Source organism: Candidatus Thioglobus sp. NP1 (assembly GCF_003326015.1).
Taxonomy (GTDB): domain Bacteria; phylum Pseudomonadota; class Gammaproteobacteria; order PS1; family Pseudothioglobaceae; genus Pseudothioglobus; species Pseudothioglobus singularis_A.
Window position 1 is genome coordinate 692,715 of the sequence record NZ_CP023860.1, and the last position, 25,689, is coordinate 718,403.

Consider the following 25,689-nt stretch of genomic DNA (forward strand, 5'->3'; position numbering starts at 1 on the left):
ATGAAAAAAGGAGAAGTTGTAAGTGGATTCAAAGTTCCCCCTCATCCTAAAGGAATTTCTATTGACGGTAAATTAGTCTCTATAAAGCCATTAATTGCAAATAAATTTGCTGAGGAACTTTTTATGGCTAATGCACTTGATAAGGAAGGTATTAATTGGGAGTATCTCCCTTATGGTCCATTTGAAAGTTTAAGTGATTATATAGATTGGATACAGTCATTTGAAGAGCATGACGATCCAGTTTTTTTTGCCATAATTAGTAAAAAATTAAAAAAAGCGATTGGTATTGCAAGTTATCTAAGAATTAATCCTAACGAAGGTTTAATTGAAGTTGGCCATATCAATTATTCCCCACTTCTTCAAAGAACAACTGAAGGAACGGAGGCGATGTTTTTAATGATGCAGTGGGCATTTGATAATGGCTATAGAAGATATGAGTGGAAATGTAATGCTTTAAATATGAGATCTAGAAAGGCAGCTCAAAGATTAGGCTTTTCTTATGAAGGTGTATTTAGACAAATGACTATCAGTAAAGGCCGAAACCGTGACACAGCCTGGTTTGCTATCATTGATAAAGACTGGCAGGTCATTCAAAAATGTTTTCACCAATTTTTATCAGACATTAATCTTGATGAAAAATCAAAATATTCTCTTTCATCTTTAACAAAACCTTTGCTTTATAAGATTGACAATATGGATTGCTCTTAAATCCAAATATAAAATATTACCCTCTTGGGTGGTGCTTCTCGTGTTGAGTCTTAAGTTGTGCATTTTGAATATGCGTGTAAAGCTGCGTACTAGAAATATCACTATGACCAAGCATCAACTGAACTGAACGTAAGTCAGCCCCTTTTTGAACAAGATGAGTTGCAAAAGCATGCCTTAATGAATGAGGAGATAAAGGCTTTTCAATTCCTGCTTGAGCTGCATAACCTTTAATTATATAAAAGAAATTTTGTCTGGACATTGCCTTGCCCCTATTAGATAAGAAATAACTATCACTCTGACCATTTTTTAGTAATATTGGTCTAGAATTAATCTCATATTTTGTTAAATAATCAATAGCAAGCTCTCCCATTGGAAGTAGTCTCTCTTTATTTCCTTTTCCATGAATACGAATAAATTCTTCTTTGAGATTTATATTATGGTAACTTAAATTAATTAACTCAGAAACCCTAAGGCCACAGGAGTATAAAAGTTCAAGCATTGCTCGATCCCTTTGTCCAAATAATGATGAGCTGTTTGGAGTATCTAGTAACCTTTCTACTTCTTGAATATTTAAAAATATAGGTAATTTTTTTTCTAATTTTGGATAAGATAATTGCTCAGTAGGATCAATTTTTATGAGCTTATTAGCTATTAAATATTGATAAAAAGAATGAAGGCAAGTCAGAAATCTAGACTGAGTTGATGGGCTTATCCTAGTATCTTTTCTATAAGATAAATAATCTAAAATCATATCGTGATTGACATCTTTAAGTGAGTTTTCATTAAGCCAATCACTAAATATTTTTATATCAGAGCGATAGGCACTAAGAGTATTTTTACTAGCACCAGTTGTCAACCAGTAGAAATCAATAAATTGGTCTATCAGGTCGTTATTCATCTTTAGTTATTCTACTTGAGTCTTTTATAGATTAGGCAAAAAAAATGCCAGTAAATTAACTGGCATTTAAGAATAAGAAAAAATTATTTCTTTTTTAGTTTTTCAGTAATTCTGGCAGCCTTTCCAGTTAGACCACGTAAGTAGTAAAGTTTCGCTTTACGAACTTTACCACTTCGCTTCACTAAAATACTATCAATCATATTAGAGTGTGTTTGAAAAACTCTTTCAACACCTTCACCATGGGAGATTTTTCTAACAGTAAAAGCAGAATTTAGTCCTCGATTTTTCTTAGCAATAACAACACCTTCAAAGGCCTGTAATCTTTCACGAGTTCCTTCACGAACCTTAACCTGAACAACCACAGTGTCACCTGATGAAAATTCAGGTATATCTGATTTCAGTTGCTCATTCTCAATTTGATTAATTAAATTCACGTTTATGCCTTTTAAGGGTTTTTCAAAATCAGGTGATTATACAGAGGTTTTCTTTTCCTTACAAGAACTCTAGAGGCATATAATTTTTATTAATCACTTTATTTTTTATATATTATGAGATAATCTAATCTTGTAAATAGCAAGAATAAATGATGGGTAAAGTAACTGGTTTTTTGGAGCTAGATAGAGAGGTTGAGTCTTATAGAGATGTTGGAACTCGTATCCAAGATTTTGATGAGATTTTTTCTGGCACCCATAATTTAGACCAACTCCAAGAACAAGGCTCTCGTTGTATGGATTGTGGAGTGCCTTTTTGTCAGTCTTCAAATGGCTGCCCAATAGATAATTTAATCCCAGAATGGAATGATCTAGTTTACAACAATGAATGGCAAGAGGCTTTAGAGCGTCTAGAGAAGACAAATAATTTTCCTGAATTTACTGGCCGAGTTTGTCCTGCACCATGCGAAGGATCATGTGTTCTCGGTTTAAATAATCCAGCAGTAACTATTAAAAATATTGAATTAGCTATTGTCGATAAAGGTTTTGAAGAGGGCTGGATTAAAGTTAGAGATGTTGAATCTCGATCTGGTAAAAAAGTTGTGATTGTTGGATCTGGACCAGCTGGCCTTGCTGCTGCAGATGAACTAAACCAAATGGGCCATTCAGTTACAGTTTATGAAAGAAGCGATCGCATTGGGGGGCTTTTAATGTATGGCATCCCAAATATGAAGTTAGGTAAAGACATTGTTGATCGTAGAGTCGAGCTTTTAAGACAAGAAGGTATTAAATTCTCCACTAATATTGATATTGGAAGAGACATTTCAACAGCAGAATTGCAGTCGAAGTTTGATGCTGTTATTTTTGCTACTGGATCTACAAATGCTAGAGATCTTCCAGCTGAAAATCGAAGTGCTTCAGGTATTTATCCCGCTATGGATTTTTTAACTTCAAACACTAAAAGCCTTCTTAATGATGGTGTTGCTGATGATAGTGAATTCTCAGCACAAGGCAAAGACGTAATAGTAATTGGAGGTGGAGATACTGGAACTGATTGTATTGGAACAGCCCTTAGACAAGGTGCTAAGTCTATTACAAATTTTGAACTAATGAGCCAACCCCCTTCTGATCGTTCAGAAGGTAACCCTTGGCCAGAGTGGCCAACAATTTTTCGTGTTGACTATGGCCATGAAGAATCCCATAAGGTTTTTGGAAAAGACCCAAGGGAATATCAACTTTTAACAAAATCTTTCATTAAAGATAGTAATGATAAAGTTAGTGGTATCAAAACTGTTAATGTTGAGTTTGTAAATGGAAAATTAAATGAAATTAAAGATACTGAAAAAACTTGGGATGCCCAGTTAGTATTACTTTCAATGGGTTTTGTTTCGCCTGAGCATTATCTAAGTGATGATGCCAAAATAGAAATAGATGAAAGGGGTAACTATAAGGCTGAGCATGGAGAATTCAGTACTTCAAAGTCAGGTATTTTTTCTGCTGGCGACTGTCGAAGAGGCCAATCACTAGTTGTATGGGCAATTAACGAGGGTAGAGGTGTTGCAAAGAGTGTCGATAATTTTCTTGCAGATTAATAAGGTTTAAGAAGTTATAGCTATTTATATTCTTTGAGAAATTCAGAGCCTAGCTTTGAAAAGACTTCATAGATCTTTTTCTATCTCTGAATAATAATTAATAATTCCTCTATATATAGCATTAGCTATTTTTTGTTGTTGTTTGGTATTTGTTAATCTCTTTTCTTGAGTCGGATTTGAGATAAATGCAGTTTCAACCAGTATTGAAGGAATTGCAGGGGACTTTAATACTACAAAATTTGCCTTTTGAGGTATTTTCTTATGAACAGGTCCAATTTTTCCAAGTTGTTCGAGTATTTTTTTAGCTAGTTCAAACGATTGTATTTCCCTATCTTTTCTTGAAAAATCAGACAAAATATTTTTTAAAAACTTATCCTTATCAATAACATTCTCTACTCCACCAAATTGGTCGACTGAGTTTTGAGATTGCTCTAATTGTTTTGCTAATTTACTATTATTTCCCTTTTCACTAAGTAAATAAATAGAGGCTCCTTTAGCACTTATGCTTTCTACTGAGTCAGCATGAATAGAAATAAACATTGTGGCATTTTCTTTTTGAGCAATTGTTATTCTTTTGGTTAAGGGGATATAGTAGTCACCACTTCGAGTAAGGACTGCTTTTAAATCTGAATTTTTATTAATTGTTGTCACTAATTTTCTTGCAATCGCAAGATTAACATCTTTTTCTTTTGATTTGTTTTTGCCAATAGCTCCAGAATCCTCTCCACCATGACCGGCATCAACTATGATAATTTTCTTGTATTTGGGTAATACTTTTTTAGTTGTCTTAGTTGTCTCAGCTATCTTAGTTTTTTTAAGTGACGAATTTACATCTGAATCAATAATATCAACAACAAGACGATAGTGCTTATATTTAGTATTTGGAGGAAGAGTAAATTGTTTAACTATAAAATCTCGGTTGATATAATAGATAAGCTTTATAGTTTCTTTGTCACGTTTAATTTCAACCTTTTTTACCCTCTCATCATTAAAAAAAATATTACTAAAGGTCTCTGAAAAAACCTCAGCATCATCGAAGCTAATGATGACATAATCATTTTGTTTGGAAACATTAAAAAGTGCATCTTCCTCAGTATCAATTACAATCCTTGTATTATCTGGGGCTGTCCAATACCTAAAGTCATAAAGCGACGTATTTTCATCACTGAACACTGAAGTTGCTATTAAAGCAATTATTAAAATTAAGTAGTTGCGCATCTTAGAATATGCTTGCCGATATCTGACTGAAATTCTATATTTACACTTCTTTGATCTCCATCTCCACTAAGCTCAATCGAAAGGTCAGAATCGGCAATAACACCTTCACCTAATTCAGGCCATTCTATGAGTTGAAGATTATTTTCTAGAAGATAATCTCTTATACCAATGTATTCTAATTCTTCAGGATTGGTGAGTCTATAACAATCAAAATGATGAATATTAATATATTTATTTTGATAACTTTCTACTAGGGAGTAGGTTGGGCTCTTGACTCTCTTAAAGCCAAAATATTGAATAAAGCTTTGCGCTAATGTAGTTTTACCAACTCCTAGATCACCTATTAGATAAATAACAAATGGGTTTTGAAGTGAACTACAGCAGTGGGCAAGTTTTTTACCAAGTTCTTGCGTTTCAATTAAATTTTTAAGAACTATATCCAAAGTAATTGATATAAATAAGCACCAAGCATAAATAACAATATAAAGCCACCAAAACGATTAATCTTAAATTTGAATATTACAGCCAACAACACTATTAATAAAGTGAGAATTATCATATTTATGAAGTCTCGACTCATTACCTCTCCTGGTATTTGAAAGGGGAGTATTAGCCCTGGAATTGCAAGGACTCCTAATGTATTAAATAAGTTAGAGCCAATAATATTTCCAATCACCATTTGATGTTGTTTTTTTAGGACACTACTAACAGAAACTGCTAGTTCTGGAAGACTGGTACCTAAAGCAACAACTGTTAGACCAATTATTAAATCACTTATCCCAAATTGTAATGCTAATGATGTGCCACCCCAAACCACAAGTCTCGCACTTGATACGAGAATTATGAGAGATAAAATTAATAAAAACCATATTCTACTTTTTTTCTCATTTTTAAGCCCATCATCTATATTATCAAGATTATTAGGATTATTTTTTTTAGACTCAGTATAAACATAATACAAAAATAATAATAGAAGCGAAATAAGGATTAAGCCATCATTAAAACTTAAGTATTGATCTAATAATAGAGCTCCTGCAACAAGGGTAGATAAAAATAAAAATAACCACTCCTTTTTTAATATCAATTTATCAACACTTATTGGAAGAATAATTGCTGTAACTCCAAGGACTAATCCAATATTAAATATATTTGAACCAAATGCATTGCCAACGCTAAGTTCTGGATGACCATCAAAAGCAGCTAACCCAGAGACCAGCATCTCGGGTGCAGATGTCCCAAAGCCAAAGATGAGTAAACCAATTATGAGAGGTGAAATATTGAATATTCTGGCAATTTTGGCACCATTATCTGTAAATGTATCGGCGCTCCACATCAATAATAGAAAGCCAGAAATAAGAGCTATAATTGACATTAACATAATAAAATTTTAGTTTTATACAGAATTGATATGGACATTATTATAAAGGCATCTTTCATAGAATAAATAAAAGAGGGTTTTTAATTAGTAAGCCTAAGTTTAAAATATAAATATTATTTAAGAAAATAGAAACTAAATATACTTCAAATTAATGATTCTTATTACTCGTCCATTAGCCCAAGCTACTAATCTTAAATCTTTAATAAATAATTTAGGGATAAAGACTGCATTATTTCCTACTTTTGAAATAAATAAAATTAAGGCTGAAATTCCTAAACAGAAATTTAATGTAATTATTTTTATTAGTGCAAATGCAGTAGATTATGCCGAACAATATTTCAATAATATTATTGTTGAGCCTATTAGTATATTTGCGATAGGTCCAATTACTGCAAAAAAACTAATTGAGAAAGATATTAAAGTGGATGGCTATCCAAAAAATAATTCATCTAGTGAAGTTCTTTTAAATATGCCTTATTTCAAAGACTTAAAAGATTCAGAAATTCTTATAGTTAGAGGAAAAGGTGGAAGTGAATACTTGAAAAATACTCTCCAAGTAAAGAATAATGTAAATTATTTTGAAGTTTATGAAAGAGTGCCTTGTGACTTAACTAGACTACATTCGCAATCAATTAAGGAGTTTTTAAAAGTTGATGATGGTGTAATAGTAATAAATAGTTTAGAAAGTCTGTCATTAATGATAGAACTTGTAAATAAAGAATCAAAAATTTTCCTTGATCAATTTAAAACAAGAGAGATGATTGTTTTGAGTGATAGAATTAAAAAGCAAGCAAAAATCTTAGGCTTTCAGAAAATTACTGTTACTTTAAATCCATCAGATCAAGATGTTGTTGATTTATTAGGTTCTAAAAATAATAAAAAAATTACCCGTATTTAAATTCTTTGGGTAACATATACAAAACTATATCGGGAGTTTAGGTGATTAGATTTGGTATATCATGGGTTGCACGCTTACTAGGCGTTAGTGGATTTACCGTCCAGCAACCAACGTCTCGTGGTTCATTTCAAGATCTAAACATCTCTTCAAGAGTTATCCCTTTTAATCCTGATAATCTTGCAACTCAAAATTCACCAACTTATTCGCATCCAAGTGCTTCAGAACATCTTAAGCGCTTTCAAGATACTCAAGTAAAGATAAGTGAGGGTGACGCAATAAGCAATGCCAGTAATGACCATGATCTCGTTTCTGTAATAGCAACTTTGAAATCGAAGCTATATCAAGAGTCTATTAAAAGTAAGCATTACTCTAATGCCTTTAACGAGCTCAATGAAAGATTGATTGAATTAGAAAAAATTGTTCAGCCTGAAAAGAAGACAGACTTTCAAAAGCTTCAAGGTTGGGTCCATTCAAAAAGACATTTTCACTAAATAATTTTTTTTAGTACAAATTAAATCATAAGACATCTAGGTCTAAACTATCTCTGACGCGAATTTGACTATCTGTAATTAAATCCAATATGTATAATACATTCTGGTTTTTTAAATTATTATTTAAACGATATGTCGAAAAGTGATTACATTGAGTTAGAGGGCGTAGTTAAAGAAAAATTACCTAATACAACTTTTAAAGTTGAATTAGAAAATGGACACAGCGTTCTAGCTCATATTTCTGGAAAAATTAGAAAGCACTATATTCGCATATTACCTGGCGATAAGGTAACTGTTGAGATGACTCCTTATGATTTAACAAAAGGCAGAATCACTTTCAGACATAAATAAACCTAAGATAGGCCAGTGTGGTGGAATTGGTAGACACGCCGGATTCAAAATCCGGTTCCTTCACGGGAGTGACGGTTCGAGCCCGTCCACTGGTACCAAATTTTTAGGATGAAATAGAATGGAAAATAATCTTCTAAGTGAAGCAATAAATCTAACCATGTTTGGTATGGGATTTGTTTTTTTATTTTTAGCTTTGATGGTTATTATTACTAATTTAATGTCCATAATTATTTCAAAGATTGACCCCCCATTAAGTTTTGCACAATCAACTATTTCAAATAATTCAGTTGAAATTGATAAAAAAACAAGAACAATAATTGAAGCTGCAATAAAATTGCATGTAAAGAAATAAATTATGTCAAATAAAGAAAACAATCAGCCTGTTGAAGTTACTGAGTTAGTATTAAGAGATGGTCATCAATCTTTATTCGCTACTCGAATGAGAATTGATGACATGCTTCCAATAGCAGAAAAACTAGATCAGATTGGTTACTGGTCAATGGAATCCTGGGGCGGCGCAACATTTGATGCCTGTATTCGCTTCCTTGGAGAGGATCCATGGGAGAGAATTCGTGAGATTAAAAAAGTAATGCCAAATACTCCACAACAAATGTTGTTGAGAGCTCAAAATCTTCTAGGTTATAGGCATTACAGTGATGATGTAGTTAGAAAGTTTGTGGATCGATGTGCAGATAATGGTGTTGGTGTTTTAAGAATATTTGATGCTATGAATGATGTCCGTAATCTTGAAACTGCAATTGATCAAACTATAAAAGTTGACCAGCATGCCCAAGGTACTATTTCATATACTGTTAGTCCCGTTCATACAATTGAATTATGGATTGAGATGGCCAAAAGAATTGAGGATATGGGTGCTCATTCCCTTTGTATTAAAGATATGGCTGGATTATTACAACCATATGTTGCCTTTGAGCTAGTTAAAAAATTAAAAAAAGCGATTGATATTCCTATTCAATTGCATGCTCATGCTACAACAGGTTTATCTACTGCATCAATTATTAAAGCGGTTGAGGCTGGCATAGATCGTGTTGATACTTGTATTGGTTCTATGAGTATGACATACAGTCACTCAGCAACTAATTCGATTGTATCTATATTAGAAAATAGCCCACGTAAAACTGGGCTTAATTTGGAAAAATTAGAAGAGATTGACCAATACTTTAAACCAATTAGAGCTAAGTATTCAAAATTTGAAGGATCTCTGAAGGGTGTAGATTCAAGGATTCTAACTTCTCAGGTTCCTGGAGGTATGCTTACCAATATGGAAGGGCAACTAAAAGAGCAGAATGCAATTGATAAAATGGATGAAGTTTTATTAGAGATTCCTAGAGTGCGGAAAGATCTTGGATATATTCCTCTAGTTACTCCTACCTCTCAAATTGTTGGTACTCAAGCAGTGTTGAATGTGCTAACTGGAGAGAGATATAAGACTATAACTAAGGAGTCATCAGGAATACTTAAGGGGGAATATGGTGCTTCTCCAGCACCACTAAATAAAGAGCTTCAAGATAGAGTTCTAGAAGGATCAAAAGTAATTACTTGTCGGCCTGCAGACAATCTTAAGCCAGAGTTAGAAATACTTGAAGCTGAGTTTGATAAGATAGTAGCTGATAAGGGTATAAGGGTTGCAGATGAGAAGGTTGATGATTTAATGACATATGCACTTTTCCCTCAAGTTGGTGTTCAGTTTTTAGAAAATAGAGATAACCCAGATTTTTTTGAGCCAGTTCCTCAAGAGCCTAGAGAATTTAACCCTAACGATAATAGTGAAGGTATCTATACCGTATCATTTGAAGGTCAATCTTATACTGTAAATGTTACTTCAGGTGGTGATATAGCATCAATTGGCTCTTCTTCAGCAGTTACAGAAGTTCATAATATGGTCCAAAAGGATGCTGAATCAGATCCTTCTAAATTTACAGCTAAAGAAAAGGTTGCTGCGCCTCTATCAGGGACTATATGGAAGGTTCTAGTAAGCCCTAATCAAAGCATTAATGAAGGAGATACACTCCTTATTTTGGAGGCTATGAAAATGGAGACTGAGGTAAAAGCAACAAGAACTGGAACTGTTATAAGTGTTGATGTTAAAGAGGGTGATTCAGTAACTGTTGGCCAGTTACTTCTCTCATTAAGATAGTTATGGCAAACCTAAAAATACTTTGGTTGAATACTGGTCTCTACCAAATGGATTGGGGTCAAGGATTAATGCTTCTAGTTGGAATAGTATTAATATATTTAGCAATTGTTAAAAAGTTTGAACCCCTACTTCTTTTGCCTATTGGATTTGGCGCTCTTCTCAGTAATATTCCAGGCGCTAATTTAGCAGTTGATGGTGGAATACTGCATCTTTTTTATATGGTTGGTATTGAGTCAGGAGCATTCCCACTTATTATATTTATGGGAGTAGGTGCAATGACAGACTTTGGTCCTCTCCTAGCAAACCCTAAAACATTGCTTCTTGGTGCAGCTGCTCAATTTGGTATTTTTGCAACTCTATTGGGAGCAGTTGGACTTTCTGTACTTGGTGTTTTTGATTTTAGTCTTAAGCAAGCCGCTGCTATAGGAATTATTGGTGGTGCTGATGGACCAACTTCAATATATGTCGCCTCAATTCTTGCGCCTGAACTATTAGGAGCTATTGCAGTTGCATCATACTCATACATGGCACTTGTTCCTCTTATCCAGCCACCAATTATGAGAGCTATGACTAATGAAAATGAGAGAAAAATAAAGATGGTCCAGCTCAGAGAAGTTTCCAAAACTGAAAAAATAGTTTTTCCTATAGTATTGCTTCTTCTTGTCGCACTTTTACTTCCAGCAGCTGCTCCATTGCTTGGCATGTTTGCTTTTGGTAATTTAATGAAAGAATCTGGGGTTGTAGATCGGCTAAGTGATACAACTCAGAATGCCTTAATTAATATCGTTACTATTTTTCTTGGTTTGGCAGTAGGCTCAAAACTAATGGCAGATAAGTTTCTTCAATTAGATACTTTAGGAATTTTATTACTAGGCTTGGTTGCATTCTCTATAGGCACTATGTGTGGACTTCTGATGGCAAAATTGATGAACGTATTTAGTAAAAATAAAATTAACCCTCTGATTGGTTCTGCCGGTGTCTCAGCTGTTCCAATGGCCGCCCGAGTTTCCAATAAGGTTGGTTTAGAGTCAGATTCTAATAATTTCTTACTAATGCATGCAATGGGGCCTAATGTTGCAGGTGTTATTGGTTCAGCAATTGCCGCTGGTATTATGATTCAATTTTTGGGGTAGCTTGTAGATAGGAGTTAATTTATAACTTATTTGAACTTATATCTCTACTAACTCTTGATCAGCTAAATTAAGCTTTCTTTCCATCTTATTTGCAATCCCTAAATCATGAGTTACTATCAATAGGGCTGAAGTGGCCTTGCTGTTTAAATCTATAATAAGTTCTAATATCCCTTCTGCATTTTTTGAATCAAGATTTCCCGTAGGCTCATCAGCAATTAGACATGCTGGTTTAGTAATCATTGCTCTTGCTATTGCTACCCTTTGACGTTCTCCACCAGATAGCTCAGAAGGCTTGTGATTTAATCGATTTTCTAAACCTACGTCTGTTAATAATTTTGTAGATAATGCTATTGTATTATCAATATTTGAGCCATTGATTAAAAGAGGTAAGGCAACATTATAAAGAGAAGTGAAATCATTTAACAAGTGATGAAATTGGAAAATAAATCCAAGATTATTGGATCTCAAGTCAGTTCGATTTTTTTCGTCAAGTTCTGAAATATTTATATTATTAACAAGTACCTCACCTTCAGTAGGATGATCTAACCCAGCTATTAAGTTAAGCAATGTTGATTTCCCACAGCCAGATTGTCCAAGAATTGCTATTGAGTCACCCGAGCTAACTTCAAGATTTAAGTTCCTAAGAACGGGAGTTTGATTGTTACCTTCAGTATATGAAAAGCACACTGATCGACATTCAATAATATTACTCATGCCTTAAGACCTCAGAAATATTTACTTTACCAGCTCTTCTAGCAGGGTAAATGGCAGCAATAATTACCAAGATAAAAGCACCTATCATAATACTAGCCACATCACTCATAAGAATTTTAGATGGAAAACGATTAATATAAAAAACATCCTTTGGAAAAAACTGGAAGCCAATAATAGTCTCAATTCCAGAAATAACAGATTCAATATTAAGGGCTAATAACAATCCAAGAACTGTTCCAACTAAGATACCAATAAAACCAATACTAAGGCCTTGATAAAAGAATATTCTTACAATTCTTTTAGGCGTCATTCCTAAAGTTCTAAGAATTGCTATATCAGTTTTTTTATCTGTTACAACCATAACCATCATAGATACTATATTAAAGGCAGCTACTGCAATTATTAGGGAGAGAATAATTGCTATCATCTGTTTCTCAAGATTTAATGCTCTCATGAAGTTTTGTTTTTGTTGCATCCAATCAACACCATAAAAACCATCGCCAAGACTCTTGACAGTTTCTTGTGTAATTATATTTGCTTTAAACAAATCATCTACTTTTAAACGAATACCAGTGACCTCATTTCCAAGAGTAAATAAGTCCTGAGCATCATAAAGATGAATAAATGCTAGGCCATTGTTGTATTCATTCAAACCTGCATTAAATATTCCACCAACAGTAAAAGTCGTTGATATAGGAACCAAAAGGCCAAGGGAATTTCTAGTAGGGGCTATTAGTGTAAGTTGATCCCCAATACCTGTGCCCATAATTGTTGCCAGTCCAACACCAATTAGGATTGATGAGTCATCTTCATTGAGGCTTAAATCACCATACTTTATATCATTAAGTAAGGATGATGTAGTTGATTCAAGGTCTACAAGTATGCCTCTAACACTGACGCCTTGAGAGGCATTTTTAGAAGTCATTAAAGCGAAATCTTCAACATAAGGCGAAGAAGCAACTATATGTTCTTGTGAGTTGATTTTTTTTCTAAGTTCCACCCAGTCTTCAAGTGTATCATCAGATTCAGTTATGTATGAGTGTGAGATTGTATTTAATACACGATTTGTTATTTCTTCATGAAAGCCATTCATTACAGATAAGACTGTAATAAGCGACATAACTGCTAGAATTAGACCAACCATTGAGACCCCAGAAATAAAGGAAACAAATCCTTTTTTTCTATTAGATCTTAAATATTTGTTAGAAATTAGAAATTCAACGCTCATGATCGCAATATTTTGTCATAATTAATGTTTTAAAAGTGATTAAAGTTATCAAAATGTCAAGTAATACAAGTTTTATCAATCATAATAAGTTTGGTTTAGTTAACTTTCTTCTAATCCCTTTTTCAATTATTTTCTTTATTCTTAGTAATATCCGACTTTGGCTTTATAAGCTTAATTTATTAAAAGTCAACATTTCACCAATACCAATAATAGTTGTTGGCAACATAACTGTGGGTGGAACTGGAAAGACTCCAATCGTAATGGCAATTACAAATTATTTTTTATCTCAAAATAAAAAAGTAGGAGTTGTATCAAGGGGGTATGGAGGTAAATTTACACAAGAATCATTAGAAGTTACTCTAAAGAGTGATCCCAGTGAATGTGGGGATGAGTCATTATTAATAAAACAACAAACACAAGTGCCAGTTTTTGTATCAAAAAAAAGATTTTATGCAATTGAATCTTTAATTAAAGCCTATTCAGTAGATGTAATTATTAGCGATGATGGTCTTCAGCACTATGCAATGGGTCGAGATATTGAAATTGCTGTTATAGATGGTCATAACCGCTTAGGTAATGGATGGTTTCTCCCTGCAGGACCTCTTAGAGAAACAAAAAATAGACTCAAATCAGTTGATATGATTATAAATAATGGCGCTGAGGCTGAAGGTGAAATCTCTAGTCAAATTGAAGCTGAGTGCTATGTAAATTTATTAACAAATGAAAAAAAAGAGCTTGATTATTTTAAGACTAAAAAATGTTTAGCTGTATCTGGAATTGGAAATCCAAAGAATTTTCATAATCTTCTTGAAAGTCAAGGAGTAAATTTAATTAATAAAGTCTTCCCTGATCATCATACTTTTTCTAAAAATGATATAACTTTTAAAGAAGATTATCCAATCATAATGACAGCAAAGGATTGTGTAAAATGTAGACAATTCGCAACAAGTAACATGTGGTATTTGTCTGTTAGAGCAATGATTAGTGCAGATTTTTATCAGCAATTGGAGTCTAAACTATGATTGATGAAGAGCTTTTAAAAATGTTAGTTTGTCCAGAAAGTAAATCTAAGCTTGAACTAGTTGGAGATGAGCTAATATGTGAAAAAAGTCAATTAGCCTATCCCATTCAAGATGGTATTCCAGTGCTTCTTGTTGAAGAGGCCAGAAAGATTAATTCTAAATAGTAATGGACTTTTCCGTTATCATTCCTGCTAGATACGCCTCCAGTCGTCTGCCAGCAAAATTACTTGAAAACATCGATGGAAAATCACTTATTGAACATACCTACTTAAATGCTATTAAAAGCAGTGCCAAGAGAGTCATTATTGCAACAGATAATGAAAAAATAAGACTTGTTGCTAAAGATTTTGGTGCTGAGGTTTGTATGACTAGTGAAAATCATATTTCTGGAACATCCCGCTTATCTGAGGTTGTCACTAAAATGAATTTTCATGAGAGTGATGTTGTTGTTAATGTTCAAGGTGATGAGCCGATGATGAACTCAAAGGTTATCAATCAGGTTGCTTTTAATCTGATCAATAGTAATATGAGCGTTGCTACTTTATGTGAAAAAATTGAAAGTAAAGAGTCTTACTTTGATCCTAATTGTGTCAAAGTCGTATATAATTCTGGCGGCAAAGCTTTGTACTTCTCGAGGTCACCAATTCCTGCTTTTAGAGATGCTAGCGATATTAATTTAGATTTGTGTTTTAGGCATATTGGTCTGTATGCATACCGCGCTAATTTTTTAAAAAAATATTTTAAAATGGATAAATCTATTCTTGAATTAGCTGAAAAATTAGAACAGTTAACCATACTTGATCATGGAATTGATATACATGTTGATGTTGCTTGTGCTCCAACAGGCTATGGAGTTGATACGGTTAGTGATTTAAAAAAAGTAAAAAAGGAATTAAAAAAATGAAAATTATTGATGGTAAAGAGATTGCTAAAAATTTAAGATTAAAAATTTCTGAAGAAGTAAAAAAACTTGATCGACCTCCTGGACTCGCTGTAATATTAGTTGGAGAAGATCCAGCATCAGCAGTTTATGTTAGAAATAAAGAACGTGCATGTAATGAGGCAGGTTTTTTTTCTGACAAGATTATTAAATCTGAAAATATCACTGAAGAGCAACTTCTTGAAGAGGTTGAGCGTCTTAATCATGATCCTCAAATAGACGGAATATTAGTTCAACTGCCACTTCCTAGTCATATAAATGCCAATAAGGTTATTGAGCATATCTCTCCACTTAAAGATGTTGATGGCTTTCATAGCGAAAATATTGGTAAGCTTATGCAAAATAAATCTCATCTACGTCCATGTACTCCAAAAGGAGTAATGACAATGCTGGCTTCAATTGGTTGCGAGGTTATGGGAATGAATTGCGTGGTAATTGGTGCTTCCAATATTGTAGGTAGGCCAATGGCAATGGAGCTTCTTAATGCAAGAGGTACAGTAACTATTTGTAACAGCAAAACTAAAAATGTTGCTGAGAAGGTTATGCAGGCAGACATTGTTGTGGTTGGTGTTGGAATTCCAAAAATGGTTAAAGGTGATTGGGTTAAAGATGGTGCTGTAGTAATAGATATTGGTATTAATCGTTTAGATGATGGCTCTTTGGTTGGTGATGTTGATTTTGATGCAATTAAAGACAAAGCTAGTGCAATTACCCCTGTTCCTGGAGGAGTAGGCCCAATGACTATTGCAACGCTCCTTGAAAATACATTAATAGCGTATAGGCAAAACTTATGAGAAGTATTTTAAAATTATTACGAGAAGGATCTGGTAGATTATTAATCTTAATTGATTGGTTATTCAAACCAACAATAGTTCAAAGAAGTGTCGAAGACCAAGCAATGGTTGATAAAGAAACGCAGAATCTTAAACTATATCAATTCTATGCTTGTCCTTTTTGTGTAAAGACAAGAAGAGCAATTAAACGCTTGAATCTTAAAATAGAGACACTCAATGCTCAAGTTGGTGGTGAATTTAGAGGAGAGTTGGAGTTAGGTGGTGGGAAGATTCAGGTTCCATGCCTTAAAATAGAAGGCTCTGGAGAAGCAATCTGGACCTATGAGTCAAACGATATAATCAAATACTTGGATGAACGTTTTCAATAAACTATGTGATTTTTTGTAAAAAATGCTTTATATTCATGGTGGTAATAAAGAACAAATAAGGCTTTCTCATCAGTTGTTTAACTTCTGCAGTAATGGTTTTTTTCCAAAGAATGATATTCCAAATATAGATCTTACTATTCAAAAAGTTGATGATGCCCTAGCTTGGACTGATTATGAGGGAAATGGTAAGTTTTATATAGAAATTGAAGAATCCCTAGATCAGAAAAAATTCATTATTACCTTATCCCATGAAATGATTCATGTTTGTCAATTTCTAGTTGGTGTTGAAGTAAGTGAAATCTCAGCCTATCGTTATGAAGGAAACCTTGCTGAGCAGTTTTATCATGAAGTTCTTGATGCTCGGGCTGATGTCAGTATTTTTGATCTCAACGAAGACTAAGGTAAAAAATCTTTAAGAGTTTCAATAGAACTATCTAAATCTTTTATAGAATCAGCAGTTATTGTTACGTGACCTAATTTTCTATCTTTACGTTCCTTTTTATTGTAAAGATGAAGATGGGTATTTTTAGTTTTAAGAATCTTCTCTATGGCACCATGAGTTCCTATTATATTTATCATGGCACTATATTTATTTATACAATTTGTTTGCCCTAAAGGTGATTTAGTAATTGCTCTAATATGATTTTCAAATTGTGACGTTTTTGCACCTTCAATTGTCCAATGCCCTGAATTATGAACTCTTGGTGCAATCTCATTTACAACAAGATCATTATCAGTCTCAAAAAGTTCAATAGTTAAAACACCAACATGTTCAATTTCAGTAAGAATGGATTTCATATAATCCTCAGCTTTATTTTGAATTGAATCTGAGACGTTTCTTGCTGGAGCAATTGTTAGTCTCAGAATACCTTCATGATGAGAATTTTCAACTAATGGATAGAATTTGATATCACTATCAATCCCTCTGACTGCAATCAATGAAAGCTCACGTTTAAAATTTATATAACCTTCAAGCACTGATGGTTTGCCTGACAAAACTTTCCATGCCTGATTTATCTGAGATTCAGATGTAATTAGAAACTGACCCTTACCATCATAACCATCTATAGTTGTTTTTAATATCGAGGGAACCCCAATATTCTTAACGGCAACTTCCAGATCAACTAGAGAATTAACTATTTCATAAGGAGCACACGGAATACCAAGTTTATTGAGAAGTTCCTTTTCCCGAATTCGATGTTGAGAAATAAATAATGACCTTTCATTTGGATAAACTGATGTCATATTATTAATTTCATTAACAATATTGATATCAGTATTTTCACTTTCATATGTTATTACATCTGAGTGAGAAGCAAATTTTTTTACAACTTCTGGATCATTATTATGAATAAATGTCTTCCCAAGTAGAGATGATGGATCTTCTTCTGAAAGAGCTAAAAAACTCATTTGATGGCCTAATGGGTATGCAGATAGCGCAAGCATTCTTCCCAATTGACCAGCACCAAGAACACCAATTTTCATAAATTAATTATCAGGATATGGGTTATTAAGAACACTCTGAGTTTGCTCTAGGCGAAATTTAGCAACCTTTTGCCTTATCTTATCATTATGATTGCCAACGATTTGAGCAGCTAAAATGCCTGCATTTTTTGCACCAGCTTCTCCAATAGCAAGAGTTCCAACAGGGATACCCCCAGGCATTTGAACAATTGAAAGAAGTGAATCTTGACCACTTAGAGCTTTCGATTGAACAGGCACTCCAAGAACTGGAATAATTGTTTTTGACGCTACCATTCCTGGAAGGTGAGCTGAACCTCCAGCACCAGCTATGATTACCTCTAAGCCTCTTTCTTCAGCTGTCTCTGCGTATTCAAACATAAGGTCTGGAGTTCGATGAGCTGAAACAACTTTGACTTCATATGGAACCTCAAATTCCTCTAGCATATCAACGGCACTTTTCATTGTTGACCAGTCAGATTTGGAGCCCATAATAACCCCGACTAATGCACTCATTGTTTTTATTTTGAATAAGGAAATTATTCAGATTATACCAAAATGAAGATGTATTAAGAGTTCAAACTAAAGTGATAATTACCCTTTAAGGTAATTTAAAAGTCTCATCTAAAAAGGGTAGATGTCCACAATGAAGTTCATAGATCTGAGTACCATTTTTTTCGTACCAATTTTTTATACTAATTGGAATTAGACTATCTAGACTGCCAAGTATTACAGTTTTTGGAATAGTAATTTTTTTATATTCATCTTGTAAGTCTGAATCTAAAATTATATTAAGTCCATATTTCAGTGCACTTCTAGAGGCAGGGAATCTTTGGATCGCTTTATGAAGTTCTTGAACTTGTGATTTTTTCTTGCTTTGGAGACTTACAAAACGCATAAGGGCCTTTGTACTATCATTTTTTAAATTTAAAACAAATTGATCAAATACTTCATTTTTAATTCCATAATTCCAGTTATCTTTGGAAACAAGGCATGGCGAAGCTGCAATTAGGATTAGTTTTTTTAGACTAATTTTATTGGCAATACGTATTGATAAAAGCCCACCCAAGGACCATCCAACAAGAATTGATTGCTCAGGAATTAGTTTTATTATTTCATCACTCCAGGAATCTATATTGCCATTAATATCACTACTCCTTCCATGTCCAGGCAGATCAATAACTGTTACACGATAGTATGTAGAGTACATATCAACCAGACTTTGAAAGATGTCACTATTAAAAGCCCAACCATGTAATAAAACTAAGTCTTGGCCTTCACCAACAGTTTTATGCCATAACATTTTTTACCTTTTCAAGAAGCTTATTTATTTGTTGTGAAGTATGGTTTGCTGATAATGTAAATCGCAGTCGAGCTGTATTAGGTGGAACCGTAGGTGGGCGAATAGCACTAACAAAAAATCCCTCTTCAAATAGCTGGTTACTCAGTTTTAGAGCGGCACTGCTTGAACCTATAACTAGGGGCTGGATGGCACTATTGGATATTCCAAATTGAAGACCTAATTGACTAGCAATACTCTTAAAATAGCTAATATTAGTGAGTAATTTTTGTTTCTGCTCACCATTGTCTATTAACTTTAAACTTGTGAGGATTGCAATACAAAAACTTGGAGGAATAGCAGTAGTATATGTATAGGGTCTTGATTTTTGGATTAGAAATTCTATTAAGTCCTCATCACCAGCAACAAAAGCACCCATAACTCCAGCAGCCTTTCCTAAAGTTGCCATATAAATAGAGTGTTTAGGAATCATTGGATTAAAAATACCAAAGCCATGAGCATCATCTTGCATTAGAAGAGCATTTTTTTGATTTAGAATCTTTTCAATTCCTTTAATATTGGCTTTGTCACCATCCATGCTAAAGACATTATCAGTTGCAACAAGTCCAGAACCTTTTTGTTTATCGAGTTTTTTTTGAAGAGAGTCCAGATTATTATGGAGATACCTTTGAATTGGAAGTTCGATTAATCTATTTGCATCAATTAATGAAGCATGATTAAGTTTATCTTGGAGTGTCCATTTAATTTCGTCCCTCAAGGCAGAGAATACCCCAAGATTTGCACTATACCCAGATGAAAATAGTAGCGCTCTTTGTTGTCCAGTATGATCAGCTAATGCTTCTTCAAGTTCATGGTGTAATTTTGAGTGCCCACTAACTAAGTGTGATGCTCCAGACCCTACACCATAGTCCTTAATACCTTTAATTAGAGACTCTTTTATTTGAGGGTGATTAGCAAGGGATAAATAGTCATTAGAGCAAAAGTTTATAATTTTTTTACCATCAATACACATTTCCGTGCCTTGGGCACTTGCAGCGACTCTTCGTAAACGAAATAAATGATTCTGCTCAATATAACTAATTTTTTTTGAGAAGCTCATGGCAATATTATTGAAAATCTATATTAAGTTTTCCATAGGCGATGATGCACTAGCATAAACTTTCTTAAGCATTCTACCTGCAAGATATGATTCCCTTCCAGCTATAATGGCATGCCTCATTGCACTTGCCATTAATAGAGGGTCATCCGCATTTGCAATAGCTGAATTCATCAATACTCCATCACATCCGAGCTCCATTGCTTTGGCTGCATCACTCGCACAGCCAATTCCAGCATCAACTAGGACAGGAACACTGGCTTGGTCTTTAATTAGCTTAATGTTAAAGGGATTAGTCAACCCCTGGCCTGATCCAATAAGAGAAGCTAATGGCATAATTGCACAGCAACCAATCTCTTCAAGTTCTTTAGCTACTATAGGATCATCTGAAGTATAAACCATGACATCAAAACCTTCTTTTATTAATATTTTAGATGCTTCAAGAGTTTCTACAATATTAGGATAAAGTGTTTTTTCATCACCCAGAACCTCCAATTTAACCAGGTTATGCCCGTCTAACAATTCTCTCGCTAGAAGTAGAGTTCTAACTGCATCTTTTGCGTTGTAACAGCCAGCAGTATTTGGAAGAATAGTATATTTTGAAGGTGAGATAGCATCAAGAAGACTTTCTTCGTTTGGATTTTGGCCAATATTTACACGACGAATTGCCACAGTAATAATCTCTGAACCAGAGGCTTCAGTAGCTAACTTAGTTTCCTCTAAATCTTTATATTTTCCGGAACCAACGAGGAGTCTAGAGTTAAAAGTTCTTCCTGCTATAGTAAATGGAGTGTCTTTTTTCATAGCGTTATAAGATACCATGAGATGGTAAAAATAATGTTAAATCGCTCAGTATTCTTTTGAATTATAGATGAATTATCTATACGCTTAATCCAGTAGCTTGCTGAATTTCATTTATAGCTTTAGTTACTATAGTTGACAATGAGAAGTCAGATTTTGATCCTGACTCTGCAAGAGTTACAAAGTCATGCACCATAAGTTGATATTGATTACAAGGTGGAAAGCTTATTTTATTGCCTTCATCTAAGCCCCCATTTGACCAATAAGCATGTGTTATCTCAGGTGGGTTTACAGGAACATTGAGTTTTGCCCAGCCATTTGAGCCTAATAATGTCAATGTTTGGCATAATGCAGCACTTCCTGAAACAGTAAAGCTAAGAGTTTCACCATTTGGCCATTTAAGTGAGGCATCTACTTGCTTCTCGACATCAAAACTATCATTCATTATTGCACTTGCTGAAAGCACTTCAGGTGAACCATTGAAAAGTAAACAGCCAGACAATATTGCATAACAACCTATGTCATATAAAGGACCACCACCATCTTGAGCACGATTACGATAGTTATCTGCTGGTTGCTGAGGATAGCTAAAAATAAAATGAGAGGACTGATGTTTTCCAATATCAAGCTTTTTAAGCCAATCCCACTGTGGATGACTTCTAACCATATAGGCTTCATAGAAAAATGCACTAGATTCTTTGGCTACTGACTCTAGTTTGATTAATTCATCTAAGTTAAGTGCGACAGGTTTTTCACAAAGAACATGCTTGCCTAATTTAAGTGCTTCAATAGAATAGGGCACATGCAGATGATTTGGTAGTGGATTATAAATTGCATCTATTGATGGTTCTGATAGGAGGGAGTCATAGTCAGTCTCAATAGCGTCTTTATAAATACTTGGTAATGGAACTTGACCAGGATTTCTTCTTCCAACATGGGTAACTTCATGTCCTGCAGCTAATATTGCTGGCACAATATGTTCGCGAGCAATTTTTGCTTCTCCTAAAATTCCAAACTTCATAAAATAATTTTTTTTAGTAATTTAACTATTAATAATACAAGTTATTGATATTTAGTTTTTAGAATAATATTACAAATTGTATTAACATGTAAAATCATTTGTTAATCAATTTTTTTTTAAGGAACTCTGATGCCTTTAAATGCTATAAAACATCCCCTATTAGCCCATAAAATTGCTTTGCTAAGGCAAGAGGGAATAAGTACAAAACAGTTTCGAGAACTTGCTAATGAGGTTGCAAGTCTCTTAACTTATGAGGCTACTCGTGACTTACCCTTGGAAGATATTGAGATTAATGGTTGGCAAGGTAAGCCAATAAAAACTCAAATGTTAACAGGTAAAAAACTTTCAATTGTTCCTATTCTTAGAGCGGGTTTGGGTATGCTCGATGGTGTATTGACTCTAGTGCCCAATGCAAAAGTTAGCGTTGTTGGACTTTATAGAGACGAAGAAACACTAAATCCAGTAGCTTACTTTGATAAAGTGATTACTGACATTGACCAAAGAACTGCACTTATTATTGATCCAATGTTGGCTACAGGCGGAACATTGCTCGCTACAATTGATCTATTAAAACAAAAGGGTTGTAAAAAAATTATAGGCTTATTTTTGGTCGTTGCTCCTGAGGGGCTAGAAAGAGTTACAAAATTACATCCAGATGTTGATTTATTTATAGCTTCAGTAGATGATTCCTTAAATGAAAATGGATATATTCTTCCAGGTCTAGGAGATGCTGGCGATAAGATTTTTGGAACAAAATAAATAGCTTAGGAGGATATTTTTCCTCAAGGAACCACTTGGATGAATGGAGAATTCATTCAATTATCTGAAGCTAAAATACCAACTCTAGAATGGAAATTTCTTAAATCAGATGCGACTTATGGAATTGAGGATTATTCTTCAGCTTTTTTTAACGATTTGAAGGCATCAAGAGCTTTTTGTCGAGATTCCTTTAGATCAATAACAGGATTTGGATAATCATGCCCCAAAACAATTCCTGCTTTACCTAGCTCTTCTTTTGGCGCCTCCCAAGGGCTGAATAAATACTTATTTGGTAGCGCTTTTATTTCAGGTATGTATTTACGAATATACTCACCATCAGAGTCAAATTTTTCACCTTGCGTTACTGGATTAAAGATTCTAAAGTAGGGCGCAGCATCAGCACCACATCCAGCAATCCATTGCCAGCTTGCGCTGTTACTTGCTAGATCAGCATCAACAAGGCAGTCCCAAAACCAGCGTTCTCCATGATGCCAATGCAACAATAAATTTTTAACTAAGAATGATCCAACAACCATTCTCACGCGGTTATGCATTGCCCCAGTCAACCAAAGCTCTCTCATTCCAGCATCAACCATAGGGACACCAGTTTGTCCTCTCTGCCAGGCTGATAAATTATTTGGATTATCATCCCAAGGAAATTGGTCAAATTTTGACTGGAGATTTTTTTTAGGAAGCTCAGGATTGAAATAAAGTTGTGTATAAGAGAATTCTCGCCAACCAAGTTCACTCAAAAAATGATCAATACTCGCATCATTACCTTTATTTTTAGCAGCATACCAGGCTTGGTTAGGTGATATCTCACCAAAATGCATGTGTGGAGAGATTCTAGAAACAAAAGGTTTTGCAGGAAAATTTCTACCTTTCTTGTAGTTTTCAATTCCATTACCAAGAAATTCTGATAAGCGTTTATTCGCCCCATCTTCTCCAATATTCCAAAATGGTTTCATCTCAATATCCCATCTAATGGAGGGCAATAAAGCAAGATCATTAATTTCTAAGGATTTATCATTATCATGTAAAAAATCTAAATTATTTGGGGTAGGAAGAGGTTTTCGAGGCTCATCTGATAGAAGGCAACCTTTTCGAAAGAAGGGTGTGAAAACTTTATATGGAGTTCCATCTCCTTTTTTTATTGTCCAAGGTTCCCATAATAATGAACCATTTAAAGTAGTTACCTTGATGCCATTCGATTCTAATTCTTTTTTAATCAAAGTATCACGTTTAATGCGCCATGGTTCATAACATCGATTCCAATATATTTCTTCAATATTTAAACGATTAATGATATCTAATAAGATTTCAAGTGGATCGCCCTGATAGATTGATAAATTTTCATTTAAACTTTTGTCAAGAGAAGCTAATGAGTGATGAAGCCAAAATTTACTTGCTGCTCCCATTGATAAATCTTTTGAATTTTTATTATCAAGAATATATATTGGAAGAATTGAGTTATTTTTTGCTCCATCATATAATGCAGGATTATCTGATAACCTCAGATCTTGACGAAACCAATGGATAGCTTTAGACTTTTTCATAATGTATTTAAATTAGTGGCGGAGAGAGAGGGATTCGAACCCTCGATAGGAGTTAAAGCCTATACTCCCTTAGCAGGGGAGCGCCTTCAGCCACTCGGCCATCTCTCCGGAGAAGGAATATTATACTGGAAATTTTTTCTTCAAGGATTTAGTAATATGATCTTAATCTATGATTTCAAAGTCATGAGTTATAGAGGCAGTTTTACTAAGCATGATTGAAGCTGAACAGTATTTTTCAGCTGAAAGTGTTATCGCCTTCTCAACCTTTTTAGAATTAAGAGCCTCCCCTTTAACAATAAAGTGAATATGAATATTTGTAAAAACCTTTGGGTGCTCATCTGAGCGCTCTGCGCTGACCTTAGTTTCACATTGAACAAGATTTTCACGCATCTTTTCAAGGGTAGAAACAACATCAATCATTGTGCATCCAGCCATCCCAAGTAGCATCATTTCCATTGGCCTAACACCTAAGTTAGCACCACCAATTTCTGGAGGTCCATCCATGGTAATAGCATGTCCACTATCAGACTTACCAACCATTAGCATGCCATCAATCCAGTTAACTGAAATATTCATTTAAAAAACTCCTTTAATTGTTGGCCTGGATTAGGATGTCTCATAAATGCTTCACCAACTAAAAATCCAAACACATTATTTTCATGCATCATCTCAACATCTGCCTTAGAGGTAATCCCAGATTCAGTAATAATAATTTTATCATCACTAATTTTATCGATTAAATCAATAGTTGTTTGCAGAGTTACTTCAAAGTTATGAAGATTTCTATTGTTAATTCCTATCATGGGTAAATTAATTTTTTGAGCCCTTTCAAGTTCATCTAGGTTATGCACCTCTATCAAGACATCCATTGATAAAGACAAAGCAATATCACTTAGAGATTTTATATCTTCATCAGTTAAGCAAGAAGCAATTAATAAAATACAATCTGCACCCATCGCTCTAGATTCATAGACTTGATAGGGGTGAATGATAAAATCTTTACGTATGACTGGAATTGAAACTGCTGCACGAGCTGTTATTAAGTATTGTGGATCTCCTTGAAAAAAATCTCGATCTGTTAGGATTGAAAGACAGCTTGCACCACCTTTTTCATAACTTTTTGCAATCTCAACAGGATTAAAGTTTTCCTTAAGTACACCTTTACTTGGAGAAGCTTTTTTAATTTCAGCAATAATACCACTTTGATGATTGAGAATTCGTACTTGTAAGGCATTGAAAAATCCACGAGTTTTGTCAGCTAAGCTTGAAAGTTCAATTATTCTTTCTAGCGGGACTCGAGTTATTGATTCAGCAACCTCTAGATGCTTTCTAGCAATTATTTTTTTAAGTATATTAGGTGTCTCTTCTGGCAT

Annotated in this window: 31 protein-coding genes and 2 tRNA genes; 16 read left to right on the forward strand and 17 right to left on the reverse strand. The window is 34.1% G+C overall.

Going from position 1 to position 25,689, the window contains the following annotated elements:
• A complete protein-coding gene (locus tag CRN91_RS03565) occupies positions 1-708 on the forward strand; it encodes a GNAT family N-acetyltransferase (protein WP_114115074.1) in 708 nt (235 codons plus the stop codon).
• Between the two features lie 16 nt (positions 709-724).
• On the opposite strand, the gene xerD is transcribed toward CRN91_RS03565, so the two are convergent.
• Together xerD and rplS are read right to left on the reverse strand one after the other, a co-directional pair.
• The gene (gene xerD / locus CRN91_RS03570) at positions 725-1,606 is read right to left on the reverse strand and encodes a site-specific tyrosine recombinase XerD (protein ID WP_114115075.1); all 882 of its coding nucleotides are present in this window, start codon (positions 1,604-1,606) and stop codon (positions 725-727) included.
• An 83-nt stretch (positions 1,607-1,689) separates the two neighbouring features.
• Positions 1,690-2,040, reverse strand: coding sequence for a 50S ribosomal protein L19 (gene rplS, locus CRN91_RS03575; RefSeq protein ID WP_114115076.1), 351 nt, complete (start codon positions 2,038-2,040; stop codon positions 1,690-1,692).
• 152 nt (positions 2,041-2,192) lie between these two features.
• Here rplS and CRN91_RS03580 point away from each other — a divergent pair, with 152 nt between their 5' ends.
• Positions 2,193-3,629 (forward strand): glutamate synthase subunit beta, encoded by a 1,437-nt coding sequence (locus CRN91_RS03580; protein WP_114115077.1) that lies wholly within the window; start codon positions 2,193-2,195, stop codon positions 3,627-3,629.
• A 66-nt stretch (positions 3,630-3,695) separates the two neighbouring features.
• Here the strand turns inward: CRN91_RS03580 and CRN91_RS03585 are convergent, their stop codons facing one another.
• From CRN91_RS03585 to CRN91_RS03595, 3 genes are read right to left on the reverse strand one after another with little or no spacing between them, the layout of a single operon-like run.
• Positions 3,696-4,847 carry an N-acetylmuramoyl-L-alanine amidase gene (locus tag CRN91_RS03585; RefSeq protein ID WP_114115078.1) on the reverse strand — a complete coding sequence of 384 codons (1,152 nt, stop codon included), beginning with the start codon at positions 4,845-4,847 and terminating at the stop codon, positions 3,696-3,698.
• The gene (gene tsaE, locus CRN91_RS03590) at positions 4,832-5,290 is read right to left on the reverse strand and encodes a tRNA (adenosine(37)-N6)-threonylcarbamoyltransferase complex ATPase subunit type 1 TsaE (protein WP_114115079.1); all 459 of its coding nucleotides are present in this window, start codon (positions 5,288-5,290) and stop codon (positions 4,832-4,834) included. The genes CRN91_RS03585 and tsaE overlap by 16 nt, the downstream gene beginning before the upstream one ends.
• The gene (locus CRN91_RS03595; protein WP_114115080.1) at positions 5,281-6,225 is read right to left on the reverse strand and encodes a calcium/sodium antiporter; all 945 of its coding nucleotides are present in this window, start codon (positions 6,223-6,225) and stop codon (positions 5,281-5,283) included. Before CRN91_RS03595 ends, tsaE begins: the two co-directional genes overlap by 10 nt.
• Positions 6,226-6,376: 151 nt before the next feature.
• Here CRN91_RS03595 and CRN91_RS03600 point away from each other — a divergent pair, with 151 nt between their 5' ends.
• From CRN91_RS03600 to CRN91_RS03630, 7 genes are all read left to right on the forward strand, one after another.
• Entirely contained in the window at positions 6,377-7,123 is a 747-nt protein-coding gene (locus tag CRN91_RS03600; RefSeq protein ID WP_114115081.1) for a uroporphyrinogen-III synthase, read from the forward strand.
• A gap of 41 nt (positions 7,124-7,164) precedes the next feature.
• On the forward strand, positions 7,165-7,614 hold the full coding sequence (locus CRN91_RS03605; protein ID WP_114115082.1) for a hypothetical protein: 450 nt from the start codon (positions 7,165-7,167) through the stop codon (positions 7,612-7,614).
• Positions 7,615-7,746: 132 nt separating this feature from the next.
• Positions 7,747-7,965: a translation initiation factor IF-1 gene (gene infA / locus CRN91_RS03610; RefSeq protein WP_018402165.1), complete on the forward strand. Its 219-nt coding sequence runs from the start codon at positions 7,747-7,749 to the stop codon at positions 7,963-7,965.
• Positions 7,966-7,976: 11 nt separating this feature from the next.
• Positions 7,977-8,063, forward strand: a tRNA-Leu gene (locus CRN91_RS03615).
• A 20-nt stretch (positions 8,064-8,083) separates the two neighbouring features.
• The gene (locus CRN91_RS03620) at positions 8,084-8,317 is read left to right on the forward strand and encodes an OadG family protein (protein ID WP_114115083.1); all 234 of its coding nucleotides are present in this window, start codon (positions 8,084-8,086) and stop codon (positions 8,315-8,317) included.
• Between the two features lie 3 nt (positions 8,318-8,320).
• Positions 8,321-10,123 carry a sodium-extruding oxaloacetate decarboxylase subunit alpha gene (oadA, locus tag CRN91_RS03625; RefSeq protein ID WP_114115084.1) on the forward strand — a complete coding sequence of 601 codons (1,803 nt, stop codon included), beginning with the start codon at positions 8,321-8,323 and terminating at the stop codon, positions 10,121-10,123.
• Positions 10,124-10,125: 2 nt separating this feature from the next.
• Positions 10,126-11,256, forward strand: coding sequence for a sodium ion-translocating decarboxylase subunit beta (locus CRN91_RS03630; RefSeq protein ID WP_114115085.1), 1,131 nt, complete (start codon positions 10,126-10,128; stop codon positions 11,254-11,256).
• 36 nt (positions 11,257-11,292) lie between these two features.
• On the opposite strand, the gene CRN91_RS03635 is transcribed toward CRN91_RS03630, so the two are convergent.
• Together CRN91_RS03635 and CRN91_RS03640 are read right to left on the reverse strand one after the other, a co-directional pair.
• Positions 11,293-11,970 carry an ABC transporter ATP-binding protein gene (locus CRN91_RS03635; protein WP_114115086.1) on the reverse strand — a complete coding sequence of 226 codons (678 nt, stop codon included), beginning with the start codon at positions 11,968-11,970 and terminating at the stop codon, positions 11,293-11,295.
• Positions 11,963-13,198, reverse strand: a complete 1,236-nt coding sequence (locus CRN91_RS03640) for a lipoprotein-releasing ABC transporter permease subunit (protein WP_114115087.1) — start codon at positions 13,196-13,198, stop codon at positions 11,963-11,965. The genes CRN91_RS03635 and CRN91_RS03640 overlap by 8 nt, the downstream gene beginning before the upstream one ends.
• A gap of 53 nt (positions 13,199-13,251) precedes the next feature.
• On the opposite strand from CRN91_RS03640, the gene lpxK reads away from it, so the two are divergent.
• From lpxK to CRN91_RS03670, 6 genes are read left to right on the forward strand one after another with little or no spacing between them, the layout of a single operon-like run.
• On the forward strand, positions 13,252-14,220 hold the full coding sequence (gene lpxK, locus CRN91_RS03645; protein ID WP_114115088.1) for a tetraacyldisaccharide 4'-kinase: 969 nt from the start codon (positions 13,252-13,254) through the stop codon (positions 14,218-14,220).
• Positions 14,217-14,384, forward strand: coding sequence for a Trm112 family protein (locus CRN91_RS03650; RefSeq protein ID WP_114115089.1), 168 nt, complete (start codon positions 14,217-14,219; stop codon positions 14,382-14,384). Before lpxK ends, CRN91_RS03650 begins: the two co-directional genes overlap by 4 nt.
• Positions 14,385-14,386: 2 nt before the next feature.
• Positions 14,387-15,124, forward strand: coding sequence for a 3-deoxy-manno-octulosonate cytidylyltransferase (kdsB, locus tag CRN91_RS03655; RefSeq protein ID WP_114115090.1), 738 nt, complete (start codon positions 14,387-14,389; stop codon positions 15,122-15,124).
• Positions 15,121-15,954, forward strand: coding sequence for a bifunctional methylenetetrahydrofolate dehydrogenase/methenyltetrahydrofolate cyclohydrolase FolD (gene folD / locus CRN91_RS03660; RefSeq protein ID WP_114115091.1), 834 nt, complete (start codon positions 15,121-15,123; stop codon positions 15,952-15,954). The genes kdsB and folD overlap by 4 nt, the downstream gene beginning before the upstream one ends.
• Entirely contained in the window at positions 15,951-16,322 is a 372-nt protein-coding gene (locus CRN91_RS03665; RefSeq protein ID WP_114115092.1) for a glutathione S-transferase N-terminal domain-containing protein, read from the forward strand. The genes folD and CRN91_RS03665 overlap by 4 nt, the downstream gene beginning before the upstream one ends.
• Positions 16,323-16,344: 22 nt before the next feature.
• Complete coding sequence (locus CRN91_RS03670) at positions 16,345-16,722, forward strand: hypothetical protein (RefSeq protein WP_114115093.1); 378 nt, start codon at positions 16,345-16,347, stop codon at positions 16,720-16,722.
• Here CRN91_RS03670 and CRN91_RS03675 read toward each other — a convergent pair.
• From CRN91_RS03675 to CRN91_RS03700, 6 genes are all read right to left on the reverse strand, one after another.
• The gene (locus tag CRN91_RS03675) at positions 16,719-17,807 is read right to left on the reverse strand and encodes a 5-(carboxyamino)imidazole ribonucleotide synthase (RefSeq protein ID WP_114115094.1); all 1,089 of its coding nucleotides are present in this window, start codon (positions 17,805-17,807) and stop codon (positions 16,719-16,721) included. The genes CRN91_RS03670 and CRN91_RS03675 overlap by 4 nt on opposite strands.
• Positions 17,808-17,810: 3 nt before the next feature.
• Positions 17,811-18,299: a 5-(carboxyamino)imidazole ribonucleotide mutase gene (gene purE, locus CRN91_RS03680; RefSeq protein WP_114115095.1), complete on the reverse strand. Its 489-nt coding sequence runs from the start codon at positions 18,297-18,299 to the stop codon at positions 17,811-17,813.
• A gap of 85 nt (positions 18,300-18,384) precedes the next feature.
• Positions 18,385-19,086: an alpha/beta fold hydrolase gene (locus CRN91_RS03685; protein WP_114115096.1), complete on the reverse strand. Its 702-nt coding sequence runs from the start codon at positions 19,084-19,086 to the stop codon at positions 18,385-18,387.
• Positions 19,073-20,182, reverse strand: a complete 1,110-nt coding sequence (locus CRN91_RS03690) for an aminotransferase class I/II-fold pyridoxal phosphate-dependent enzyme (protein WP_114115097.1) — start codon at positions 20,180-20,182, stop codon at positions 19,073-19,075. Before CRN91_RS03690 ends, CRN91_RS03685 begins: the two co-directional genes overlap by 14 nt.
• An 18-nt stretch (positions 20,183-20,200) precedes the next feature.
• Positions 20,201-20,983: a thiazole synthase gene (locus tag CRN91_RS03695; protein WP_114116059.1), complete on the reverse strand. Its 783-nt coding sequence runs from the start codon at positions 20,981-20,983 to the stop codon at positions 20,201-20,203.
• A 76-nt stretch (positions 20,984-21,059) separates the two neighbouring features.
• The gene (locus tag CRN91_RS03700) at positions 21,060-22,001 is read right to left on the reverse strand and encodes a Gfo/Idh/MocA family protein (protein WP_114115098.1); all 942 of its coding nucleotides are present in this window, start codon (positions 21,999-22,001) and stop codon (positions 21,060-21,062) included.
• Between the two features lie 129 nt (positions 22,002-22,130).
• On the opposite strand from CRN91_RS03700, the gene upp reads away from it, so the two are divergent.
• Positions 22,131-22,760, forward strand: a complete 630-nt coding sequence (upp, locus tag CRN91_RS03705; protein WP_114115099.1) for a uracil phosphoribosyltransferase — start codon at positions 22,131-22,133, stop codon at positions 22,758-22,760.
• A 131-nt stretch (positions 22,761-22,891) separates the two neighbouring features.
• Here the strand turns inward: upp and CRN91_RS03710 are convergent, their stop codons facing one another.
• The 4 genes from CRN91_RS03710 to trpC form a co-directional block, all read right to left on the reverse strand.
• Positions 22,892-24,316: a cryptochrome/photolyase family protein gene (locus tag CRN91_RS03710; RefSeq protein WP_114115100.1), complete on the reverse strand. Its 1,425-nt coding sequence runs from the start codon at positions 24,314-24,316 to the stop codon at positions 22,892-22,894.
• 16 nt (positions 24,317-24,332) lie between these two features.
• A tRNA-Ser gene (locus tag CRN91_RS03715) sits at positions 24,333-24,424 on the reverse strand.
• A 54-nt stretch (positions 24,425-24,478) separates the two neighbouring features.
• Positions 24,479-24,892, reverse strand: coding sequence for an OsmC family protein (locus CRN91_RS03720; RefSeq protein ID WP_114115101.1), 414 nt, complete (start codon positions 24,890-24,892; stop codon positions 24,479-24,481).
• Complete coding sequence (trpC, locus tag CRN91_RS03725) at positions 24,889-25,689, reverse strand: indole-3-glycerol phosphate synthase TrpC (RefSeq protein ID WP_114115102.1); 801 nt, start codon at positions 25,687-25,689, stop codon at positions 24,889-24,891. The genes CRN91_RS03720 and trpC overlap by 4 nt, the downstream gene beginning before the upstream one ends.

Excerpts from the sequence above, each read along its gene's own strand:
- oadA (WP_114115084.1), top strand. The coding sequence starts at position 8,321 with ATGTCAAATAAAGAAAACAATCAGCCTGTTGAAGTTACTGAGTTAGTA.
- folD (WP_114115091.1), top strand. The coding sequence starts at position 15,121 with ATGAAAATTATTGATGGTAAAGAGATTGCTAAAAATTTAAGATTAAAA.
- CRN91_RS03690 (WP_114115097.1), bottom strand. The coding sequence starts at position 20,182 with ATGAGCTTCTCAAAAAAAATTAGTTATATTGAGCAGAATCATTTATTT.
- CRN91_RS03580 (WP_114115077.1), top strand. The coding sequence starts at position 2,193 with ATGGGTAAAGTAACTGGTTTTTTGGAGCTAGATAGAGAGGTTGAGTCT.
- CRN91_RS03630 (WP_114115085.1), top strand. The coding sequence starts at position 10,126 with ATGGCAAACCTAAAAATACTTTGGTTGAATACTGGTCTCTACCAAATG.
- CRN91_RS03635 (WP_114115086.1), bottom strand. The coding sequence starts at position 11,970 with ATGAGTAATATTATTGAATGTCGATCAGTGTGCTTTTCATATACTGAA.
- lpxK (WP_114115088.1), top strand. The coding sequence starts at position 13,252 with ATGTCAAGTAATACAAGTTTTATCAATCATAATAAGTTTGGTTTAGTT.
- CRN91_RS03665 (WP_114115092.1), top strand. The coding sequence starts at position 15,951 with ATGAGAAGTATTTTAAAATTATTACGAGAAGGATCTGGTAGATTATTA.
- CRN91_RS03620 (WP_114115083.1), top strand. The coding sequence starts at position 8,084 with ATGGAAAATAATCTTCTAAGTGAAGCAATAAATCTAACCATGTTTGGT.
- CRN91_RS03685 (WP_114115096.1), bottom strand. The coding sequence starts at position 19,086 with ATGTTATGGCATAAAACTGTTGGTGAAGGCCAAGACTTAGTTTTATTA.
- CRN91_RS03700 (WP_114115098.1), bottom strand. The coding sequence starts at position 22,001 with ATGAAGTTTGGAATTTTAGGAGAAGCAAAAATTGCTCGCGAACATATT.
- CRN91_RS03720 (WP_114115101.1), bottom strand. The coding sequence starts at position 24,892 with ATGAATATTTCAGTTAACTGGATTGATGGCATGCTAATGGTTGGTAAG.
- CRN91_RS03670 (WP_114115093.1), top strand. The coding sequence starts at position 16,345 with ATGCTTTATATTCATGGTGGTAATAAAGAACAAATAAGGCTTTCTCAT.
- xerD (WP_114115075.1), bottom strand. The coding sequence starts at position 1,606 with ATGAATAACGACCTGATAGACCAATTTATTGATTTCTACTGGTTGACA.
- CRN91_RS03710 (WP_114115100.1), bottom strand. The coding sequence starts at position 24,316 with ATGAAAAAGTCTAAAGCTATCCATTGGTTTCGTCAAGATCTGAGGTTA.
- infA (WP_018402165.1), top strand. The coding sequence starts at position 7,747 with ATGTCGAAAAGTGATTACATTGAGTTAGAGGGCGTAGTTAAAGAAAAA.
- purE (WP_114115095.1), bottom strand. The coding sequence starts at position 18,299 with ATGAGTGCATTAGTCGGGGTTATTATGGGCTCCAAATCTGACTGGTCA.
- CRN91_RS03640 (WP_114115087.1), bottom strand. The coding sequence starts at position 13,198 with ATGAGCGTTGAATTTCTAATTTCTAACAAATATTTAAGATCTAATAGA.
- CRN91_RS03600 (WP_114115081.1), top strand. The coding sequence starts at position 6,377 with ATGATTCTTATTACTCGTCCATTAGCCCAAGCTACTAATCTTAAATCT.
- CRN91_RS03695 (WP_114116059.1), bottom strand. The coding sequence starts at position 20,983 with ATGAAAAAAGACACTCCATTTACTATAGCAGGAAGAACTTTTAACTCT.
- kdsB (WP_114115090.1), top strand. The coding sequence starts at position 14,387 with ATGGACTTTTCCGTTATCATTCCTGCTAGATACGCCTCCAGTCGTCTG.
- upp (WP_114115099.1), top strand. The coding sequence starts at position 22,131 with ATGCCTTTAAATGCTATAAAACATCCCCTATTAGCCCATAAAATTGCT.
- CRN91_RS03585 (WP_114115078.1), bottom strand. The coding sequence starts at position 4,847 with ATGCGCAACTACTTAATTTTAATAATTGCTTTAATAGCAACTTCAGTG.
- CRN91_RS03675 (WP_114115094.1), bottom strand. The coding sequence starts at position 17,807 with ATGAAAATTGGTGTTCTTGGTGCTGGTCAATTGGGAAGAATGCTTGCG.
- CRN91_RS03650 (WP_114115089.1), top strand. The coding sequence starts at position 14,217 with ATGATTGATGAAGAGCTTTTAAAAATGTTAGTTTGTCCAGAAAGTAAA.
- trpC (WP_114115102.1), bottom strand. The coding sequence starts at position 25,689 with ATGCCAGAAGAGACACCTAATATACTTAAAAAAATAATTGCTAGAAAG.
- CRN91_RS03565 (WP_114115074.1), top strand. The coding sequence starts at position 1 with ATGAAAAAAGGAGAAGTTGTAAGTGGATTCAAAGTTCCCCCTCATCCT.
- CRN91_RS03595 (WP_114115080.1), bottom strand. The coding sequence starts at position 6,225 with ATGTTAATGTCAATTATAGCTCTTATTTCTGGCTTTCTATTATTGATG.